Raw genomic sequence first — 15409 nt, forward strand, 5'->3', positions numbered from 1 at the left:
GAGTCTTCGCTGTTTTGCTCCATATCTCAGGCCGCTCCCCGAGGAAAGCGTCCAGCTGCCGCGAAATGATTTGAACAGATAATAATTTCTGAACAACCTTAAAATAAACCGGCCGCCGAGCCGGTTTATTTTTTTCTTTGGACTGTTCTCTTCGATTCCCGTATAATGAAGTCTATGGATGTGTACGGGTATAAATTTAGGAGGAAATAATTTGAGTAAAATTAAAAATGAAGTTATTAGAGTAATACCACTCGGCGGCGTAGGGGAAATCGGCAAAGCCATGTATGTCATTGAAATCGACGAAGACCTGTTTGTTGTCGACAGCGGATTGATGTTCCCTGAGGATGAAATGCTGGGCGTGGACATCGTCATACCGGATGTCTCTTATCTGGAAGAAAACAAGGACCGTGTAAAAGGGATCTTCCTTACACACGGACATGAAGACGCAATCGGTTCGATCGCATATCTGCTGAAAAAAGTGCCTGCGCCTGTTTATGGTTCGAAACTGACCATCGGCCTTGCAAAAGAGCATGTCAAAGAACAGGGTTCTTTGAAACAAGTGAAATTCTTTGAAGTAACAAATAAAAGCCGTATGAATTTCGATACGACACATGTGACATTTTTCCATACGACACACAGTATACCCGATGCTCTTGGAATCGTGTTCCACACATCTGAAGGGGCAATTGTCCATACAGGTGAGTTTAAATTCGATCAATCGGCAAAAGGGAGCTACAAACCGGATATCGCAAAAATGGCGAAACTGGGTGAAGATGGCGTTCTCATGCTGCTGTCCGATTCCACTGAGGCTGAACGTCCCGGCCACACAACTTCTGAAATAGTTGTATCTGAACACCTTCAGTCGGAATTCCGGAAAGCTGAAGGGCGGATTCTCGTTTCCCTTTATTCGTCAAACTTCATCCGCATCCAGCAGGTTTTCGATATTGCGCGGGCAACAGGCAAAAAAGTCGCTGTTGTGGGAAGAAGCCTGGAAAGCAGTTACGAAGTGGGCGTTCGCCTCGGTTATTTGGATCCCGGCGAAGAGACGGTCATTTCATTGAAGGATTTAAATGAATACCGCGATGAAGAAATTGTCATCATCGTAACAGGCAACCAGGGTGAACCACTGGAAGCGCTCGATAAGATGGTGCGCAAGCAGCATAAAGATATCCGAATCAAAGAAACCGATACCGTTCTGATCACTTTCACACCGTCACCCGGCATGGAAGTCCAAATGTACCAAACGATGAACAAACTGGCCAAAGCAGGCGCCCATGTACTGACATCCAATAAAAAAGTGCATGTATCCGGCCATGGCAGCCAGGAAGACCTGAAGTTTATGCTGAATATGATGAAACCGAAGTATTTCATCCCCATCCAGGGTGAATACAAAATGCTGATTGCCCATTCCAAATTGGCACAGCAGGCCGGTCTGCAGAAATCCGATATCTTTATCGCCGACAAAGGCGACATAGTGGAATACAAAGGCGGCAAAGTCCGCATGAGCGGAAGAGTCACAGCCGGCAATATCCTGATAGACGGCATCGGAATCGGAGATGTCGGCAATATTGTCCTCCGTGACCGGAAGTTGCTGTCGCAGGATGGTATCTTCATCGTCGTGGTAACGTTGAACCGCAAGCAGAAGAAAATCGCTTCCGGCCCGGAAATGATTTCGCGCGGTTTTGTTTATGTCCGCGAATCAGAAGAGCTGATGGATGAATCATCGAAGCTCGTCCGGAAAGTTGTGGAAAAATACGTGGCGCGTGATACGTTTGAATGGAACAATATCAAACAGGAAATTCGTGACACGCTGAATTCCTATCTTTTCCAACAGACTAAACGCCGTCCGATGATCATCCCGATTATTATGGAATATTAAGATAGAAAAAGGAAAAGGATTTCCATACCGATGTGTCGGGGGAAATCCTTTTTCGATTACATACGAAATGGGGGAAAGAAATGTCTCGCAGTGGGCAGAAGAATATAAGGAAAACAAATGTGAAATCAAAAGCGAAAAAGAAAAACACTCGGCAGATGCCGTCGATCTTTTTTGAAATTATCGGCCTCGTGATGCTCGGGGTTGCTGCACTGATGGCTTTTCAGACGGGGAAAGTCGGCCGGATGCTCTACAACAGTGCAGAATTCATGGTTGGCTACCTGGCTTTTGGGATTCCTGTGGCATTGGTCGCATTGGCAGTTTTTATCATGGTCAAAAGAAACTGGCCAAAACCGCGTATGAAAACGACTGTAGGTTCTGCTTTTATACTGACCGGCACTTTATTGTTTTGCCATCTGATATGGGCATCCCGGTCCATTTTGCCGATGACTTCGAGCAATGTCTGGCTGTATACGAAGCGTGACACATTAGTCAGCGGGTCCATTTTTGAAAGCTTTACTGCAACTGGCGGCGGATTGATTGGCGCCCAGCTTTATGCTTTGACGCATTTCCTGTTCGACACTATCGGCACCTGGATTGTTTCCATTATCCTGCTGTCGATCGGAGCGATCATCCTGACGGGGCGCACACTGGCTCCTTTTATTGCTGAGAAGATTCCAAGCATCCAGCCAGTGATCAAATCCATCAGCAAGCGATTTACAGGGAAAAAGAAGAAGCAGAAAAAAGTTGGCAATAAAACAGTGGTTGAGCCGCCAAGCAGCGGCTTTATCGAAGACAATGAGCCGGTTGCAGCGGAAAACAGCTATGATTTTGAAACGGAATCGGTTTATATGGATGTTCCTGAAGAGCCGATCATTTCAGCGTTTACTGAAAATGTAAAACCGAAAGCACAGCCGGTCAAAGAAAAGAAAGCATCGGCAGAAGATACTGAGGAAGATGCAACTTCGGGTGACGTGCAATTGATGACGACCGCCGAAGAACTTGAAAACGAGGAATATCAATTGCCTCCGATGGAACTGCTGACGCTGCCGCCGCACAGCGATCAAAGCGGCGAATATGCGGGCATCCAGAAAAACGCAAAAAAATTGGAGAAAACATTCCAAAGCTTCGGCGTGCGGGCAAAAGTCACACAGGTCCATCTGGGCCCAGCTGTTACGAAATATGAAGTGCTGCCGGATACAGGTGTTAAAGTCAGCAAAATCGTCAGCCTTCATGACGACCTGGCATTGGCGCTTGCAGCACGGGATATCCGGATTGAAGCGCCGATTCCCGGTAAATCGGCAATCGGCATTGAAGTGCCGAATTCTTCAGTGGCGATTGTGAGTCTCCGGGAAGTGCTTGAATCTGAAGAGAACAACAAGCCGGATTCAAAACTGCTGTTCGGCCTTGGACGTGACGTCACCGGGCAGGCGGTCATGACGGAACTCAATAAAATGCCCCATCTGCTCGTTGCCGGTTCTACAGGGAGCGGAAAATCTGTCTGCATCAACGGCATTATCACGAGCATCATCATGCGCGCAAAACCGCATGAAGTGAAAATGATGATGATCGACCCGAAAATGGTTGAGCTGAATGTCTATAACGGAATTCCGCATTTATTGGCGCCGGTCGTGACGGATCCGCGGAAAGCAGCGCAGGCGCTGAAGAAAATCGTATCAGAGATGGAACGCCGCTATGAGCTGTTTTCACATACGGGGACGCGGAATATCGAAGGCTATAATGAGTACGTCAGAGTCTTTAATGAAGAAAACGAAGAAAAGCATCCGAAACTGCCGTTCATTGTCGTCATTGTGGATGAGCTCGCAGATCTGATGATGGTGGCTTCAAATGAAGTGGAAGATGCCATCACCCGACTTGCGCAAATGGCGCGGGCAGCAGGAATCCATCTGATCATCGCGACTCAGCGCCCGAGTGTCAACGTCATTACGGGTGTCATCAAAGCGAACATCCCTTCAAGGATTGCGTTCGCCGTTTCGTCAGCAATCGATTCGCGAACGATTCTTGATATGGGCGGAGCGGAAAAACTGCTCGGCCGGGGAGATATGCTGTTCCTGGGGGCCGGCCAGTCAAAGCCCGTGCGTGTGCAGGGAGCATTCCTGTCAGACAGCGAAGTGGAAAAAATCGTTGATTTTGCCATTGAACAGCAAAAAGCGCAATATCAGGAAGATATGATTCCGACAGAAGTGGAAGAAAGCAGCATGGATGAAGAAACCGATGAGATTTACGATGAAGCAGTTCAATTGGTGACAGAAATGCAGACGGCGTCCGTGTCGATGCTGCAGCGGAGATTCCGTGTCGGCTATTCAAGGGCCGCACGCATCATCGATCAGATGGAACAGCGTGGTGTCGTCGGTCCTTATGAAGGCAGCAAACCGCGGACTGTGTTAGTTCAAAAGCAGGAAGAATATTAAAAGAATGCGTAAATATCATGACAATTTGCGCACTTTAGAACAGTCAGACTTATGATAATTTCGCAAAATTCGACAAAACACTATTTATTTCATTAGAAATAAGTGTTATAGTAATTCTGATTAGTAGGAATGTTTTACATCAGATGTCTGATCTCTGTCATTGGTGGTGAATCGTATGACAATTAAATCGGATCATCGGGCATTGTATCTTCAAGTGATCGATAGGATGAAGCAGGATATCGCTGCCGGAATATACAAAGAAAAAGAGAAGTTGCCTTCCGAATTCGAATTGGCGAAAACACTTGGAGTCAGCCGGGCGACCTTAAGGGAAGCCCTCAGGCTGCTGGAAGAGGATAATATCATAGTCAGGCGGCATGGCGTAGGAACATTTGTCAATCCGAAGCCGGTGTTTACATCAGGCATCGAGCAGTTGACGAGTGTCTCGGATACAATCAGGCAGGCAGGAATGGAACCTGGCTCGATTTATCTGAGCACATCCGAAAGCCCTGCTTCTGAAGATGATATAAAACGCTTACATTGCAATCCTGAAGATTCAGTAATTACTATTGAACGGGTTCGGACAGCGAATGGTGAACCGGTCGTGTATTGCATCGACAAAGTTCTTTCCAGCTTTTTGCCGGAAGATTTTCTGAGCCGGGCCGAGAGCTCGATTTTCTCAGCAATTGAGGAAAGCGGGGACACCCATATTAGTTATGCGGTCACTTATATCGATCCGGTCGGCTATCATGAAAAAGCGTCGCCGATTCTTGAATGTGATCCGGAAACTGCATTATTGGTATTAAAACAGCTCCATTATGATACAGACGATCGAGTGGTGCTTTATTCTAAGAACTATTTCCGGGCTGATAAATTCAGTTTCCATGTAGTTCGAAAACGTGTGTAAAACAAACTATTCCTGCTACTATCAAAAAAACCTTGGGGGTTATTTCATTGACAAAACGTAAATTTGGTCTAGGTCTTTCTTTAATGCTTGCTGCCGGCACTATGCTTGCTGCATGCGGCAGTGACGAGGAAACTCCAGCCGGTTCAACAACTGGCGAGGGTGGAGAAGGCACTGAAGAAACAAGCGATTTCTCTTCAGCTATGGTTACGGATGTCGGCGGTGTCGATGACAAATCGTTCAACCAGTCAGCTTGGGAAGGGCTTGTGAAATTCGCTGAAGACAATGGGCTGGAAGTGGAAGCGGACGGCGGAGTTGATTACCTTCAGTCCCAAAGTGACGCTGACTATAACACAAACCTGAACAACCTGATCCGCCGTGACTTCGATGTCGTTTTCGGTATTGGATTCCTGATGGAAGGCGCAGTGGCTGAAATCGCTGGCCAACAGCCGGAAGCTCAAATTGCCATCATCGATGCAGTGGTTGAAGCGGATAACGTTGCAAGCGTTCTGTTCAAAGAGCAGGAAGGTGCTTTCCTTGCCGGAGTTGCTGCAGCTTTGATGACTGAAACTGGCAAAGTTGGATTTGTCGGCGGGATGGATATTCCGGTTATCGAGCGTTTTGAAGCTGGATTCATTGCAGGAGTAGAAGCTGCTAATCCTGACGTTGAAGTTGATGTTCAATACACAGGTGCTTTTGATAAAGCGGAATTGGGTAAAACAACAGCTAACCGTATGTACCAGGACGGCTCGGACATTATTTTCCACGCTGCAGGCGGTACAGGTAACGGAGTATTCACTGAAGCAAAAGAACGCAAAGAAGCCGGTGAAAATGTTTGGGTAATCGGAGTTGACTCTGATCAGTATGACGAAGGTCAAGTTGGAGAAGATAACATCACTTTGACTTCAGTTCTTAAACGAGTGGACAACGCTGTATACAACATTTCTGAACAAGCAAAAAATGGAGAATTCCCGGGCGGCGAAACAGTCGTTTACGGTCTTTCTGACGACGGTATCGGCCTTGCAGATTCACGTGGAGCTATTTCAGAAGACATCATGACTCAGATTGAAGAGTTCAAACAACAGATCGTTGATGGTGAAGTTACAGTTCCAGAAACAGTGGAATAATTTTTGATTGTCACGGTCATCCTCATAAAGACCGGTTTAACCGGTCTTTATGATTTTTTTTCGCCTAAATTTACAGGAAATTAATAGACGAAAGGTTTTTATTCCTGGAAACCTTTCCTGTATTAATTAATAAAAGAGAATGTAACAGTTTTTGAGGGAGTGAAAACAGTGGAATATGTAGTTGAAATGCTGAACATCCGTAAGGAATTCGGTAACTTTGTCGCCAATGACAATATCACCCTGCAATTGAAAAAAGGGGAGATCCATGCGCTGCTGGGTGAAAATGGAGCTGGAAAATCGACTTTGATGAATGTCCTTTTCGGGCTTTATCAGCCGGAAGGCGGGGAAATCCGCGTTCGCGGGAAAAAAGTTGATATCACCAACCCGAATATTGCCAATGATTTGGGAATCGGAATGGTCCATCAGCACTTCATGCTGGTCGAAAACTTTTCGGTGACAGAAAATATCATTCTTGGTTCTGAACCGACAAAGTATGGCGTGACCAATAAAAAAGACGCAGCCGACAGAGTGAAGGCATTGTCTGAGCAATACGGCTTGAACGTTGATCCATACGAAATCATAGAAGATATTTCAGTGGGGATGCAGCAGCGTGTAGAAATTTTGAAAACGCTTTATCGCGGCGCTGAAATCCTGATTTTTGATGAGCCTACCGCATCATTGACGCCTCAGGAAATCATTGAGCTCGTGCAGATCATGAGACGCCTGACAGCAGAAGGGAAATCGATTATCCTGATCACCCATAAACTGAAGGAAATTATGGATGTATCTGACCGTGTGACAGTCATCAGGAAAGGGCAGGGAATCGGCACGGTCGTGACGGCTGAAACGAATCCGAATGAACTGGCTTCTCTTATGGTTGGGCGCCAGGTCGAATTCAAGACGGTCAAGGGGCCATCTTTTCCAAAAGAAGAAGTTCTTGATATTCGGAATCTTGTCGTAGAAGATTACCGCGGCGTAGCGAAAGTGAAAAACCTAAATCTGAATGTCCGCAAAGGTGAAATTGTCGGTATTGCCGGAATCGACGGAAACGGGCAAACGGAATTGATCGAAGCAATCACCGGTCTCCGCAAAGTGAAAAGCGGAACGATCTTTATTAATGAGAAAGATGTAACAGGACTGAAACCGCGGAAAGTTACAGAGGCCGGCGTGGGCCATATCCCGCAGGATCGCCATAAGCACGGACTGGTACTCGATTTTCCGATTGGGCATAATATTGCGCTCCAGACTTATTACTCTAAACCGATAACGAAGAATGGCATTATCGATTACGACAAAATCAATGAAAAAGCGAAAAAGATCATTGCAGATTTTGATGTCCGGACACAGGGACCGCATGAACTGGCGCGTTCACTGTCAGGTGGAAATCAGCAAAAAGCGATCATCGGCCGCGAAGTGGACCGTGATCCCGATCTTTTGATTGCTGCACTTCCGACACGAGGGCTGGACGTTGGGGCGATTGAGTTTATCCACAGCCGCCTGATTGAACAGCGTGACAACGGCAAAGCCGTCCTGCTCATATCTTTTGAGCTCGATGAAGTCATGAACGTATCAGACCGGATTGCTGTAATCCATGATGGGGAAATTGTTGATATTGTAACTCCGGAATCAACGACGGAACAGGAGCTCGGCTTGTTGATGGCCGGACACCATACAAGAGATGAAACAAATGAAGGTATAAAGAAAGAAGGTGAGGATCAGCATGTCGAATAGAGTCACCAATATTCTGGTCCCCCTTATTTCCGTAATTCTGGGCTTGCTTGTCGGTGCTGTTATCATGCTGATCAGCGGATATAACCCGATAACGGGATATACAGCTTTATGGAATGGGATTTTTGGGGATCTGTATACAATAGGAGAAACTCTCCGTCAGATAACACCGTACATATTGGCCGGTCTTGCAGTGGCATTTGCCTTCCGCGCAGGCTTATTCAATATCGGTGTTGAAGGACAATTGATCGTCGGCTGGTTTGCAGCGGCTTATGTGGGAATCGCTGTTGAACTGCCAAAAATTATCCATTTGCCGCTGGCGATTCTTGCAGCAGCTGCAGCCGGTGCACTTTGGGGCTTTGTTCCGGGGCTTTTAAAAGCGAAGTTCCATGTCCACGAAGTTATCGTGACGATCATGATGAACTATATCGCGCTGCACGTAACAAACGCATTGATCAAAACGGTTTCCGGCGGCGGAGACCGGACAGAAAAAATATTCACAAGCGCATCTCTGCGCTCAGAGTTCTTCCAGAACCTTACAGAATTTTCCAGACTTCACTACGGCCTCCTGATTGCTCTGGCCATGGTTGGCGTCATGTGGATCATTCTTGAGAAAACAACTTTGGGCTATGAATTAAAAGCGGTTGGCTTCAACCATAATGCTTCCAAATATGCAGGTATGAATGTCAATAGAAATATCATCCTGGCGATGGTCATTTCCGGAGCATTTGCGGGACTGGCTGGTGCGATGGAAGCTCTTGGAACATTTGAATATGTATCATCCAAAGGCGGATTCACCGGAATAGGATTTGACGGGATTGCCGTTGCCTTACTCGGTATGAATACTCCTCTGGGCGTTATTTTCGGTGCGACGCTATTCGGTTCATTGAAATACGGGGCTTTGAATATGCCAAGTGAAGCGAAAATTCCTCTGGAAATTGTGGAAATCGTCATTGCAGTCATTATTTTCTTCGTAGCTTCCGGCTATATCATCCGCCTGTTGTTGCTGCGGGCAGCGAATAAGAAGAAGGAGGCAAAATAATATGATATCCGACATCATAAATATATTGTATTTCATCGTTCCTTCGGCCATTTTCTATGCTGCTCCGTTAATACTCGTCGCCATCGGCGGTGTTTTTTCTGAAAGATCGGGCGTCGTCAATATCGGCCTTGAAGGATTAATGGTAATCGGTGCTTTTACGGGTATCCTTTTCAACCTTTTCTATGCCGATACATTCGGTGACGCAACTCCATGGCTTGCACTTATTGCAGCCATGGTGGCTGCACTGCTTCTTTCTCTGCTGCACGCGGTGGCTTCGATTTCATTCCGTGCCGATCAGGTTGTATCAGGGGTTGCCATCAACCTGCTGGCAATTGCCTTGTCATTATATCTGGTTAAAAAGATATTCGGCAAAGGGCAGACAGATTTCATCACGGAACGTTTTGGACGTTACAGTGTGCCGGTGTTATCCGATATTCCTTTCATCGGTGATCTGTTCTTCAAATCAGTTTACAACACTTCATATTTTGCCATCGCCGTGGCGATCATTGCCTGGTTTGTCATCTATAAAACACCGTTCGGCCTTCGCCTCAGAGCGGTGGGGGAACATCCGATGGCAGCAGATACGATGGGTATCAATGTCACAAAAATGCGTTATATCGCGGTAATGATTTCCGGTGGCCTTGCCGGCATCGGCGGCGCGATTTATGCTCAGACCATTTCCAATGATTTTGGCCATGCCACGATCAATGGACAGGGGTTCATGGCACTCGCTGCAATGATTTTCGGTAAATGGCATCCGATCGGCGCACTGGGCGCAGCCTTGTTCTTTGGATTGGCTCAGTCGTTGAGTATTGTAGGACCTTCACTTGATTACATCAAGGAAATACCAAGTGTATTCCTGTTGATCCTGCCTTACGTGCTGACCATTCTGGCTCTTGCCGGCTTTATCGGCAAAGCGAACGCGCCGAAAGCGAATGGTAAACCATATATTAAAGGTGAACGTTAAATATCTACTATAGAAAAGAGCCGTCCAAGCGACGGCTCTTTTTCTTTAGGTTCGTTTCCGCTTTTCTTTATTTGCAATTGCTTCAATGGGTTCGGTATAGTAAAAGAATGAACGATGAGAGGGGATTCATAATGTTTCAAACTATCAGGCTCGCAAAAGGCGTGAATGTCCACGTCAATGAAACGACTCAATTCAAAACCATAAATATTTCCATTAAGTTCAAAGATAAATTATCGAAGGAAAAAGCGTCAGCCCGCTCCATTCTGGCAAACGTATTGCAGCACAGCAATGAAATTTATCCTTCGCATACGGCTTTGCGGATGGTGCTTGACGACCTGTACGGGACATCCCTGTATATGGATTCTTCAAAACGCGGAAACGAACACATCGTCAGCCTGAACGTCGAGACGGTGAACGATCAATACCTGTCGGAGTCGGGGGTGCTTGAAAAAGTCCTGAATCTGATGTATCTGGTGCTGTTTAAGCCGAATACGGAGAATGGCCTTTTTAAGGAATCCATTTTTCTGCGTGAAAAGAATGCGGTAAAAGAAAGAATTGAATCCATTTTTGATGATAAGACCCGCTATGCCCAGCAGCGTATGATGGACCTCGCCCTGCCGGAGCATCCGGCTGCCATTCCGGCAAATGGAACCATTGAAGAAGTCCAGAAGATCAGCAATGAACGGCTGATGAATGAATACCGGACGATGATTGAAACCAATGAAGTGGAAATCTATGCAGTGGGAGACGTAAAACCGGAAGCGATCGCTGATTATATCCAGGATTATTTCCATTTTGAGGATCGTGAAAAGGCGTCGGCTGCACCTTCGATGGAATTGAAGAAACCGGCTCAGCAGCGTGTCGCCGAGTTCGAAGATATGAAACAGGGCAAGCTTCACATGACTTTTTTCAGCCCTGTGACATTCCGTGATGAAAAATTCCCGGTGATGCAACTGCTGAACGGGATATTCGGTGGCTATGCCCATTCGAAGCTGTTCGTCAACATACGCGAAAAGGAAAGCATGGCATATTATGTTTCCAGCTCCTACGCCTCTCAATTCGGACTGATGTTCGTGCTGGCCGGAATAGACGGCAAGCTTGAAGAAAAAGCGGTCAGGCTGATCCTGCAGCAATTGGAGGAAGTTAAAGCCGGCAATATTTCGGATGTCGAATTCGAACAGACAAAAGCGCTTCTCATCAATCAATTAAAAGAAGCTCTTGATTCCGCGCGCGGCCAGATTGATATTTATGACCAGTATATGGAGCTGACAGAAGCGTTCGAACCGGACTACCTGATCAGCCGGTGGAATCGAGTGACGAAGGAAGATATTGCCCAGGCAGCGAAAGACCTGAGCCTGGAAATGGTTTATTTCCTGTCAGGAAAGGAGAGTGTGGCAAATGCATAAAGTGGAATTCGAACAATTGGACGAAACGTTGTACCATGAAAAATTATCCAATGGCCTTGAAGTGTTTATTCTCCCAAAAAAGGGGTTTTCGAAAACATTTGCAACATTTACTACGAAATACGGCTCTATAGATAATCATTTCGTTCCGAGAGGCGCCGCTGAACCGGTAAAAGTTCCGGATGGCATCGCCCATTTCCTGGAGCATAAAATGTTTGAAAAAGAAGAAGGCGATATATTCCAGCAATTTTCGAAGCAGGGCGCATCAGCGAATGCCTATACTTCATTTACTCGGACAGCCTATCTTTTTTCAGCTACCGGCAAAATTGATGAAAATGTGGAAACGCTGCTCGATTTTGTGCAGGAACCTTATTTCACGGAAGCGACTGTAGAAAAAGAAAAAGGCATCATCGCACAGGAAATTACGATGTACGACGATCAGCCGGACTGGCGCCTGTATTTCGGCATCATTGAAAATATGTATAAAAACCATCCCGTAAAAATCGATATCGCAGGAACGGTGGAATCCATCCAGGACATCACGGCGGAACATTTATATACCTGCTACAACACGTTTTACCATCCTTCCAATATGGTGCTGTTTGTGGTGGGCGCTGTGGATCCTGAAGGGATGATGAAGCTGGTGAAAGAGAACCAGTCCCGCAAAACGTTTGAGGAAGCACATGAAATCGAGCGGATTTTTCCGGACGAACCCGTGGAAGCGGCGATTAAGGAACGGGTACTCGAGATGAGCGTACAGAAGCCGAAAGTTTTTGTCGGCATCAAGCCGGAGAAGACAGATCTGCAGGGTGAAGAAATGCTGAAACACGAACTTGCAGCAGAGCTGGCTTTTGAATTGCTGTTCGGCCGCACCTCTGATTTTTACCATGAAGCCTACGAAAAGAATTGGATTGACGAGTCTTATTCATTTGATTATTCGCTCGAAAATGGTTTCGGCTACGCAATCATCGGCTCGGATACAACTGAACCGCAAATACTGGCAGAAGAAATCAAAAAAACCATCGCGGGCGCAGTTGAAAAATGGCCATTCGGTCAGGCGGACCTTGATCGCATGCGCCGCAAGAAAATTGGCTTTTTCCTTCGCGCATTGAATTCACCGGAATATATAGCCAATCAGTTTACCCGCTACACATTCAACGGCATGAACCTTTTCGATGTCGTCCCGGCCCTCGAAAGGTTAGAAGTTGCGGATCTTCAAACGGCCTTTTCAACGGTCAGCAGAGAGAGCCAGCAATCCGTCTTTACCATCCTGTCGCCGGATAAGAAGGAAGCGGAGTGAAAAAGTTCGCCCTTGTAATGGGGGCTTCCGGAGAGCTCGGCGACAGTATCGCGCGTACGCTTGCTGCTTCAGGCTGGTCACTTTATCTTCACTGGAATACGAAACCGCCGGCAGGGCTGGCAGCTGATTTAAAAATGGCTTACCCTCATCTTGAATTCATTGGAATTCAGGCAGACTTTTCCCGGGCGGATGCCTATCGGCAGCTGGCGGGACAGGTGTTTGATGTCTCCTGCATAGTTGTGGCGAGCGGCCATGCGCTAATTAAAATGCTCTCTGACACGGATGATGCCGAAATGGATGAATTGTGGAGAGTGCATGTGGGAAATCCGATTTCAGCTGTTCGGCAGCTGTCACCGGTTATCAGACGCCATCCAAAATCCTATATTGTCTTCATTTCCTCCATCTGGGGTGAAATTGGCGCGTCCATGGAAACAGCCTATTCCGCTGTCAAAGGAGCTCAGCTGTCGTTCGTCAAAGCCTATGCGAAAGAAATGGCTCCTTCTGGAACCCGGGTCAACGCCGTTGCACCCGGGTTTATCATGACGAAAATGAACAGCGGGTTTTCACTCGAAGAGGTCAGCCACATTCAGGACGAGATTCCTCTGGGTATAGGCAAACCGCAGGATGTGGCCGATGCGGTTGACTTTTTAGTCAGTGGCAAAGCCGATTACATAACGGGGCAGACATTAAGGGTCAATGGCGGCTGGCACATGCAGTAGAAAGAATGTTTATTCTTTTGGAGAAACCTTTTCTTGCAGCCTTAAATCAGCTATTATAGAAGAATAGGAAAATAACAAAAAATTGACGGCGAAAGGTCGGGCGCTCAATGATAGAATGGTATTTTGAATACGAAATTCAAGTGAACCGTCCGGGTTTGCTCGGGGATATAGCTTCGCTTCTTGGGATGCTTCGCGTGAATATTGTCACCATCAATGGAGTCGATCAGGGGAGACGGGGAATGTTATTGCGCGCTGAGCACGATGTGCAGCTCCAGCGCTTCGAGCAGATTGTATCCACAATTGAAACGATAGCAGTGACCAAATTTCGTGAACCGAAATTGCGTGACATTCTCGCGATTCGCCACGGCCGTTATATACAGCGGGATGCGGATGACCGGAAGACATTCCGTTTTGTCAGGGATGAACTGGGGCTGCTGGTTGATTTCATGGCTGAAATCTTCAAGCAGGAAGGCCATAAATTGGTCGGCCTCCGGGGCATGCCGAGGGTGGGCAAAACAGAGTCCATCGTGGCTGCCAGCGTCAGCGCCAATAAAAAATGGATTTTCCTGTCATCTACCATGATCAAACAGACTGTCAGAAATCAGCTGATGGGCGATGAATTCAATGAAAATAATATTTTCATCCTGGACGGCATTGTTACCCGCCGTGCCCATGACGAGCGCCATATGCAGCTGGTGCGGGAAATGATGCGGATGCCGACCATTAAAGTGGTGGAACATCCGGACATGTTTATTCAGCAGTCTGAATACAGCATTGAAGATTTCGATTACATTATCGAATTGCGCCACCACCCGGATGAGGAAATCACGTATGAGATAATGGAAAAGAATAATTTTATGAATGATCGGGGCCAAACGGACAGCATGTTTGGCGGAGGGTTTAATTTTTAGTCAGGCAGGTGATCGTGTTGAATGAATTGGGTACTCGCCTGAAAGAAGCGAGAATCGCAAAAGGTTACAGCCTGGAGGATCTGCAGGATGTGACAAAAATACAGAAGCGCTATTTGGCAGGGATTGAAGAAGGCAATTACAGCATGATGCCCGGACAGTTCTATGTCCGTGCTTTTATCAAGCAGTATGCAGATGCGGTCGGCCTCAATGCCGATGAACTGCTGGAACAGCATAAAGCGGAAATGCCTGAAACGGCGAAAGAGCCGGCAAGCAAGCCGATGGCGACTCCGTCCCGCAGGCAATCGATTTCAAGATCATCATCGAGCAGAATAAACGAGAAAATGCCGATGGTCATCGTCGCTTTATTCATCGTGGTGATTTTGCTTGTGATGTGGCTCTTCTATTATATGGCCACGCAAAATGATTCACCGGCTGAAGAAACGGGAACTGAGGACGGCCTGCAGTATGAAGCGCCTTCAGAAGATGCGCCTGCAGCTGGCGAAGGTGAAGAAGCTGCTGAAGAAGAGCCGGCGGAAGAGGAACCTGCAGAAGAACCGGCAGAACCGGAAACTGTAATAACCCCAGCCGGAACAGACGGCGAGACGACTACATACCAGTGGACTGGCCCTGCTGAGCGGGAATTGACAATAAACGTAACAGGCCGTTCATGGGTGGCTGTGACCGACATTAACCAGGCAGATATGATACCGCCCCGTGAAATGCAGGCGGGCGAGAGTGAAACTCTGGACCTGTCAGGTACACCATATGTGCGAATCCGTCTCGGCGCCACTCCGAATGTCGAGCTGACGCTGAATGGCGAGCCGATAGAATACGTGCAGGAGCTGACCACGCAGAACATCGTCATCGAATTTACAGACGCTGAATAGCCATCTGAAAAGATGGCTATTTTTCTTGAAGGATGAAAAAAATTATAGAACATATAACTTGTTAAGGGCTTTGGAGCGGCGAATCTTTGTCCAGACTCCAGCGGCCCAGCTCTTCG

12 protein-coding genes are annotated in these 15409 nt (G+C 47.0%); all 12 read left to right on the plus strand.

What is annotated here, in order from left to right; all coding sequences use genetic code 11:
- Positions 1 to 211: 211 nt before the first annotated feature.
- Positions 212 to 1879 carry a ribonuclease J gene (locus tag KW93_RS12450; protein WP_033543352.1) on the plus strand — a complete coding sequence of 556 codons (1668 nt, stop codon included), beginning with the start codon at positions 212 to 214 and terminating at the stop codon, positions 1877 to 1879.
- An 80-nt stretch (positions 1880 to 1959) separates the two neighbouring features.
- Entirely contained in the window at positions 1960 to 4308 is a 2349-nt protein-coding gene (locus KW93_RS12455; RefSeq protein ID WP_033543353.1) for an FtsK/SpoIIIE family DNA translocase, read from the plus strand.
- A 175-nt stretch (positions 4309 to 4483) separates the two neighbouring features.
- Positions 4484 to 5212 (plus strand): GntR family transcriptional regulator, encoded by a 729-nt coding sequence (locus KW93_RS12460; RefSeq protein ID WP_033543354.1) that lies wholly within the window; start codon positions 4484 to 4486, stop codon positions 5210 to 5212.
- 47 nt (positions 5213 to 5259) lie between these two features.
- The gene (locus KW93_RS12465) at positions 5260 to 6336 is read left to right on the plus strand and encodes a BMP family lipoprotein (RefSeq protein WP_033543355.1); all 1077 of its coding nucleotides are present in this window, start codon (positions 5260 to 5262) and stop codon (positions 6334 to 6336) included.
- Positions 6337 to 6504: 168 nt separating this feature from the next.
- Entirely contained in the window at positions 6505 to 8067 is a 1563-nt protein-coding gene (locus KW93_RS12470) for an ABC transporter ATP-binding protein (protein WP_033543356.1), read from the plus strand.
- Positions 8057 to 9106, plus strand: coding sequence for an ABC transporter permease (locus KW93_RS12475; RefSeq protein WP_033543357.1), 1050 nt, complete (start codon positions 8057 to 8059; stop codon positions 9104 to 9106). The genes KW93_RS12470 and KW93_RS12475 overlap by 11 nt, the downstream gene beginning before the upstream one ends.
- A 1-nt stretch (position 9107) precedes the next feature.
- Positions 9108 to 10073, plus strand: a complete 966-nt coding sequence (locus tag KW93_RS12480) for an ABC transporter permease (protein WP_033543358.1) — start codon at positions 9108 to 9110, stop codon at positions 10071 to 10073.
- Between the two features lie 131 nt (positions 10074 to 10204).
- Positions 10205 to 11479 carry an EF-P 5-aminopentanol modification-associated protein YfmF gene (gene yfmF / locus KW93_RS12485; protein WP_033543359.1) on the plus strand — a complete coding sequence of 425 codons (1275 nt, stop codon included), beginning with the start codon at positions 10205 to 10207 and terminating at the stop codon, positions 11477 to 11479.
- The gene (gene yfmH / locus KW93_RS12490) at positions 11472 to 12776 is read left to right on the plus strand and encodes an EF-P 5-aminopentanol modification-associated protein YfmH (protein ID WP_033543360.1); all 1305 of its coding nucleotides are present in this window, start codon (positions 11472 to 11474) and stop codon (positions 12774 to 12776) included. The genes yfmF and yfmH overlap by 8 nt, the downstream gene beginning before the upstream one ends.
- Entirely contained in the window at positions 12773 to 13495 is a 723-nt protein-coding gene (gene ymfI / locus KW93_RS12495; protein WP_033543361.1) for an elongation factor P 5-aminopentanone reductase, read from the plus strand. The genes yfmH and ymfI overlap by 4 nt, the downstream gene beginning before the upstream one ends.
- Before the next feature lie 107 nt (positions 13496 to 13602).
- Positions 13603 to 14406 (plus strand): YmfK family protein, encoded by an 804-nt coding sequence (locus tag KW93_RS12500; RefSeq protein ID WP_033543362.1) that lies wholly within the window; start codon positions 13603 to 13605, stop codon positions 14404 to 14406.
- Positions 14407 to 14423: 17 nt separating this feature from the next.
- Entirely contained in the window at positions 14424 to 15293 is an 870-nt protein-coding gene (locus KW93_RS12505; RefSeq protein ID WP_033543363.1) for a RodZ domain-containing protein, read from the plus strand.
- Positions 15294 to 15409: the final 116 nt, after the last annotated feature.

It is taken from the genome of Planococcus sp. CAU13 (genome assembly GCF_000775575.1).
In the GTDB taxonomy this organism is placed as follows: Bacteria; Bacillota; Bacilli; order Bacillales_A; family Planococcaceae; genus Planococcus.

What these genes read in the sequence shown, in the direction of transcription:
- KW93_RS12455 (WP_033543353.1), top strand. Translation starts at nt 1,960, where the DNA reads ATGTCTCGCAGTGGGCAGAAGAATATAAGGAAAACAAATGTGAAATCA.
- KW93_RS12460 (WP_033543354.1), top strand. Translation starts at nt 4,484, where the DNA reads ATGACAATTAAATCGGATCATCGGGCATTGTATCTTCAAGTGATCGAT.
- KW93_RS12475 (WP_033543357.1), top strand. Translation starts at nt 8,057, where the DNA reads ATGTCGAATAGAGTCACCAATATTCTGGTCCCCCTTATTTCCGTAATT.
- KW93_RS12480 (WP_033543358.1), top strand. Translation starts at nt 9,108, where the DNA reads ATGATATCCGACATCATAAATATATTGTATTTCATCGTTCCTTCGGCC.
- yfmF (WP_033543359.1), top strand. Translation starts at nt 10,205, where the DNA reads ATGTTTCAAACTATCAGGCTCGCAAAAGGCGTGAATGTCCACGTCAAT.
- yfmH (WP_033543360.1), top strand. Translation starts at nt 11,472, where the DNA reads ATGCATAAAGTGGAATTCGAACAATTGGACGAAACGTTGTACCATGAA.
- KW93_RS12500 (WP_033543362.1), top strand. Translation starts at nt 13,603, where the DNA reads ATGATAGAATGGTATTTTGAATACGAAATTCAAGTGAACCGTCCGGGT.